The 5,244-nt window shown below is 63.7% G+C and carries 4 protein-coding genes; 2 read left to right on the top strand and 2 right to left on the bottom strand.

The window, feature by feature from the left end:
- Positions 1–17 precede the first annotated feature (17 nt).
- Positions 18–1,139 (top strand): macrolide transporter subunit MacA, encoded by a 1,122-nt coding sequence (macA, locus tag C9990_RS19025; protein WP_065910375.1) that lies wholly within the window; start codon positions 18–20, stop codon positions 1,137–1,139.
- Positions 1,140–1,142: 3 nt separating this feature from the next.
- The gene (locus tag C9990_RS19020) at positions 1,143–3,101 is read left to right on the top strand and encodes a MacB family efflux pump subunit (RefSeq protein WP_106804285.1); all 1,959 of its coding nucleotides are present in this window, start codon (positions 1,143–1,145) and stop codon (positions 3,099–3,101) included.
- A 60-nt stretch (positions 3,102–3,161) separates the two neighbouring features.
- Here the strand turns inward: C9990_RS19020 and C9990_RS19015 are convergent, their stop codons facing one another.
- Both C9990_RS19015 and C9990_RS19010 read right to left on the bottom strand, forming a co-directional pair.
- A complete protein-coding gene (locus tag C9990_RS19015; protein ID WP_177410338.1) occupies positions 3,162–3,833 on the bottom strand; it encodes a helix-turn-helix transcriptional regulator in 672 nt (223 codons plus the stop codon).
- A gap of 115 nt (positions 3,834–3,948) precedes the next feature.
- The gene (locus C9990_RS19010) at positions 3,949–5,193 is read right to left on the bottom strand and encodes a methionine gamma-lyase (RefSeq protein ID WP_106804283.1); all 1,245 of its coding nucleotides are present in this window, start codon (positions 5,191–5,193) and stop codon (positions 3,949–3,951) included.
- Positions 5,194–5,244 lie beyond the last annotated feature (51 nt).

Below are 5,244 nucleotides of genomic sequence, written 5' to 3'. Positions count from 1 at the left end.
AGTGGCGCAAAACCGGTATGTGCCTGGCGTTGGCGGCCGCTATTGGCCTGGTGGTGTATGCCGTCCAGGCTCCCGCCGACGCCCCCCAATACCTCACGGCTAGCGTCGAACGCGGCGATATCGAGAATGCCGTGTTGGCCACCGGCGTGCTTGAAGGCATCAAGCAGGTCGACGTCGGCGCCCAGGTTTCGGGCCAGTTGAAGTCGCTCAAGGTCAAGGTCGGCGACAAGGTGAAAAAGGGCCAGTGGCTGGCCGAAATCGACCCGCTGATCCTGCAGAACACCCTGCGCAAGGCCCAGGTCGACGAAGAAAACCTGCAGGCCCAGCGCCGTGCCACGGCGGCCCAGCTCAAGCAGGCCAAGTCGGTGTATGAACGCTACAAGGGCCTGCAGGATGACGAGTCGGTGTCGCGCCAGGATTTCGAAGACGCCGAGTCCACGTTCCAGGTGCAGCAGGCCAACCTGCTGTCCCTGGATGCGCAGATCAAGAGTGCGCATATCCAGATCGACACGGCCAAGGTCAACCTGGCCTACACCCGCATCGTCGCGCCCATCGACGGCGACGTGGTCGGCATCGTCACCCAGGAAGGCCAGACGGTCATTGCCAACCAGCTGGCGCCGGTGCTGCTCAAGCTGGCGGACCTGGACACCATGACCGTCAAGGCCCAGGTCTCGGAGGCCGATGTGATTCATATCAGCCCCGGCCAGCAGGTGTACTTCACCATCCTCGGCGAGGCCGACAAGCGCTACTACGCCAAGCTGCGCGGCACTGAGCCGGCGCCGCAGAACTTCCTCGAGACCCAGACCGCCGGCACCCCCAAGCAGAACACGGCGGTGTTCTACAACGCGCTGTTCGACGTGCCCAACCCTGACCATCGCCTGCGCATCGCCATGACCGCCCAGGTGCGCATCGTGCTCGACACCGCCGAGGCCGCGCTGATGGTGCCGGTGGCCGCGCTGGGCCCGCGCAACCCCGATGGCAGCTACCCGCTGCGGGTGCTCGACGCCAAGGGCAAGGCGCTGTCGCGGCAGGTGAAGACCGGCATCAACAACAACGTCAAGGTGCAGATCCTGGAGGGCCTGGCCGAGGGCGATAAAGTCGTGATCGGCGATGCCTCGCCGGCCGTGGCGGGGAACTGAGCCATGACCCAGCCACTGTTGGAACTCAAGGGCATTACCCGCAGTTTTATCGCCGGCGAGCGTGAATTCATTGCGCTCAAGGGCATCGACCTAACCATCGAAGCCGGCGAGATGGTGGCGATCATCGGGGCCTCGGGCTCGGGCAAATCGACCCTGATGAACATCCTCGGCGGCCTCGATTACGCGACCGCTGGCAGTTACAGGATCAACGGCATCGAGACCCGCTCACTCGGCGATGAGCAACTGGCGGAACTGCGCCGCGACTACTTCGGCTTTATCTTCCAGCGCTACCATTTGCTTGCGCACCTGAGTGCCTTGCACAACGTGGAAATGCCGGCAATTTATGCCGGTACCGCGCAAACCCAGCGGCATACCCGCGCGGGGGAGCTGCTCGCACGGCTGGGCCTGGCCGGCCACACCAGCCACCGGCCCAGCCAGCTTTCCGGCGGGCAGCAGCAACGGGTGAGCATTGCCCGCGCCTTGATGAACGGCGGCGAAGTGATCCTCGCCGACGAGCCTACCGGTGCCCTCGACACCCACAGCGGCAAGGAGGTGATGCGTATCCTCGCCGAGCTGCACGCCGCCGGGCACACGGTGATTATCGTCACCCACGACCCCAAGGTGGCGGCGAATGCCCAGCGCATCGTCGAGGTCTGCGATGGCGAGATTGTCAGCGACAAGGCCAACCAGAGCAGCGGCCTGGAGCTGCCCGCGGAAGCGCCCGTCGAGCCACGGCGCAGCGGTGCGCGGCGCCTGGTGGCGAGCCTGGGGTTGTTCAAGGAAGCTTTCAACATGGCGTGGGTCGCGCTGGTGTCCCATCGCATGCGCACGTTGCTGACCATGCTCGGCATTGTCATCGGCATCACCTCGGTGGTGTCGATCTCGGCCATCGGCGAGGGCGCCAAGCGCTATGTGCTCAAGGACATCCAGGCGATCGGCAGCAACACCATCGATATCTTTTCCGGCACCAGTTTTGGCGACAGTCGCGCGTCGGCCATCGAGACGCTGATGCCGTCGGATGTGGACGCGTTGAACCAGCTGTATTACGTCGACAGCGCGACCCCGGTGGTGGGCCGCAACCTGTTGCTGCGCTTTGGCAACATCGACCTGGATGCGCAGGTCAATGGCGTCAGTGATCGCTACTTCAAGGTCAAGGGCTTGAAGCTCGAGGCCGGGATCGCCTTCAGCGAAAGCGATGCACGGCGCCAGGCCCAGGTGGTGGTCATCGACCACAACACCCGCCAGCGCCTGTTCGGGCCAACTGTCGACCCGTTGGGCCAGGTGATCCTGGTGGGCAACCTGCCGTGCACGGTGATCGGTGTCACGGCCGAGAATAAAAACATGTTCGCCGCCAGCAAGGCGCTGAACGTCTGGGTGCCGTATGAAACCGCCGCGGGGCGGCTGCTGGGCCAGCGCCATCTGGACAGCATCACGGTGCGCATCAAGGACGGCCAGCCGAGCAAGGTGGTGGAGGAGAACGTCAACAAGCTCATGCTGCAACGCCACGGCACCAAGGATTTTTTCACCAACAACCTCGACAGCATCATGCAGACCGTGCAGAAAACCAGCCGCTCGCTGGCGTTGCTGCTGTCGTTGATTGCGGTGATTTCCCTGCTGGTGGGCGGAATCGGCGTGATGAATATCATGCTGGTGTCGGTCACCGAGCGCACTCGCGAAATCGGTATTCGCATGGCAGTGGGCGCGCGACAGTCGGATATTCGCCAGCAGTTTCTGGTGGAGGCGGTGATGGTGTGCCTGATCGGCGGGGTGATCGGGATCTCGCTGTCCTACGGGCTGGGCTTGCTGTTTTCGCTGTTTGTGAAGGAGTGGGAGATGGTGTTTTCGGTGGGCTCGATCGTCACCGCGTTTGCCTGTTCGACGCTGATCGGCATTGTGTTTGGCTTCGTGCCGGCAAGGAATGCGGCGCGGCTGGATCCGATCGAGGCGTTGGCGCGCGATTGAGTGCCCGAGGTAGCGGTGATCTGTGGCGGGCAGGGCAAGCCTGCTCGCCACAGGGGGGGGCTAAGGCGCTGTTTCATCCTTGGTGGCATACATCCACCGCAACAACGAGTGCCGCCCGCTGATCCCGAGCTTGATCGCCGCGCGTTTGAGGTAGCTTTCGATGGTGTTGACCTTCAACGCCAACTGCTCCGCCAGTTCCGGTGCCGTGCGCCCGGCCAGCAGGCCCACGCACACTTCCAGTTCACGGTTGGACAAGGTCAGCCCCGACTGCACCAGCCGTTCTTCGATGCGCCGGCGTAGGGTGTCGATGCCCTGGTTCTGCGCGGGCACCGGGTCGCTGTCCTGGCGGCACGGGTGGAGCGCGGTGATGTGTTTTTCGACCATGGGCAGCAGCAGCGTGGAGAAGTCCTGCAGCATGCTGCGTTCCTGCGGCGAAAAGCTTTCGGATTGGTGCGAGCGGTACACCGAGAGCACGTAGCGCACGTCGTCCTTGTGGCGGGTGAGGTGCAATTGTGCGGCCGGTTGTTCCACGCCCAGGGTCGCCACGGAGTCGGTATAGACCGGGCTGATCTGGCGACGGGTGTGGCCTTCGTGACTGACGCGCAGTTGGGTGATATGGGTGGCGTCCACTGCCAGTTGGGTGAGGATCAGGTCATGCAGCATGCGTGGGAAATGGCGACTGCCGGTGCTTGCGATGACCTTGCCTATATGTGGGAACAGGTGTGAGTTCATCAGTTCGTCCATGAGTTTCGGGTGCAGGACGTATGCTAGTACAGCCTGGCGGGGTGATGGGGATCCAATCCGCAAAAAGCCGCATTAAATAAAACCCCTACAGCCCGCGTAAGCCCTATCTCACAGACTGCGACGCCAACACCGGCTGCCGGGGCAGGGCGCGGGTGCATTTGGCCAGGGCCTGCTGCACGTCCGCCAGCAGGTCGGCGACATCCTCCAGGCCGACCGACAGGCGCACCAGCCCTTCGCTGATGCCATGGTGCGCGCGCTGCTCGGGGGTGTAGGTGGAATGGGTCATGCTCGCCGGGTGCTGGGCCAGTGACTCGGCGTCGCCGAGGCTGACCGCGCGGGTGAACACCTTGAGCGCATTCATGAAACGCCGGCCGGTGTCGATCCCGCCCTTGAGCTCGAAGGCGATCATGCCGCCGGACATTTTCATTTGCTGCTGCGCCAGTGCGTATTGTGCGAAACAGCGCAGGCCCGGGTAGGTCACCGACTCCACGGCCGGGTGTGCCTGCAAGGCTTCGGCCAACGCCTGGGCGTTGCTGCAATGACGGTCCATGCGCAGGGCCAGGGTCTTGAGGCCACGCATCAGCAGGGCCGCGTCCTGCGGCGACATCACCGCGCCGGTCAGGTCCTTGAGGCCTTGCAGGCGGATGCGCTGGGCCAGGACCTGGCTGCTCACGGCGATACCGGCAGTGATATCGCCGTGGCCGCTGAGGTACTTGGTGGCCGAGTGCACGACCACGTCGGCGCCGAGGTCGAGCGGGCGTTGCAGGTAGGGCGTGCAGTAGGTGTTGTCGACCACCACGGTGATATCGCCATGTTGGTGGGCGAGGGCGGCCACGGCGGTGATATCCACTAGTTGCAGGTTGGGGTTGGCCGGGGTCTCGCAGTAGATCATGCGCGTGGCCGGGCTGATTGCCGCTTGCAGGGCGGCCAGGTCAGTCAGGTCGACGTGCCGCACCTTGATGCCGAACTCGCCGATGCCGTGGTGCAGCAGGGCGAAGGTGCAGCCGTAGACGGTCTGGCCGACGATTACCTCGTCACCGGGGCGCAGCAGGGTCCAGAACGTCGCGGCAATCGCGCCCATGCCCGAGCTGAAGGCGACTGCCGCCTCGCCGTTTTCCAGGCTGGCCATGCGTGCTTCCAGGAGTGCCAGGGTCGGGTTGGAAATACGCGTATAAAAGTGCCCATTGGCTTCGCCGGCAAAACACGCAGCACCGTATTCGGCGGTGGGAAAGGCGAACGTCGCCGACAGATAAATGGGCGGGACAAGTGCGCCGTGGTGGTCCTTGGGGTCGTAGCCGTGGTGGATGGCGCGGGTGGAAAAGCCGAATGCATTGTGTTTATTGTTCATGTCGGACGCTCCTTATTTCCTACAATGCTATGCTCATAACCAAAGATGAAC

The organism is Pseudomonas sp. S5D5 (assembly GCF_003013355.1).
GTDB lineage: Bacteria > Pseudomonadota > Gammaproteobacteria > Pseudomonadales > Pseudomonadaceae > Aquipseudomonas > Aquipseudomonas aylmerensis.
The sequence above is the reverse complement of the archived record's forward strand: the minus strand, read 5'-3'. Positions and strand labels throughout refer to the sequence as shown.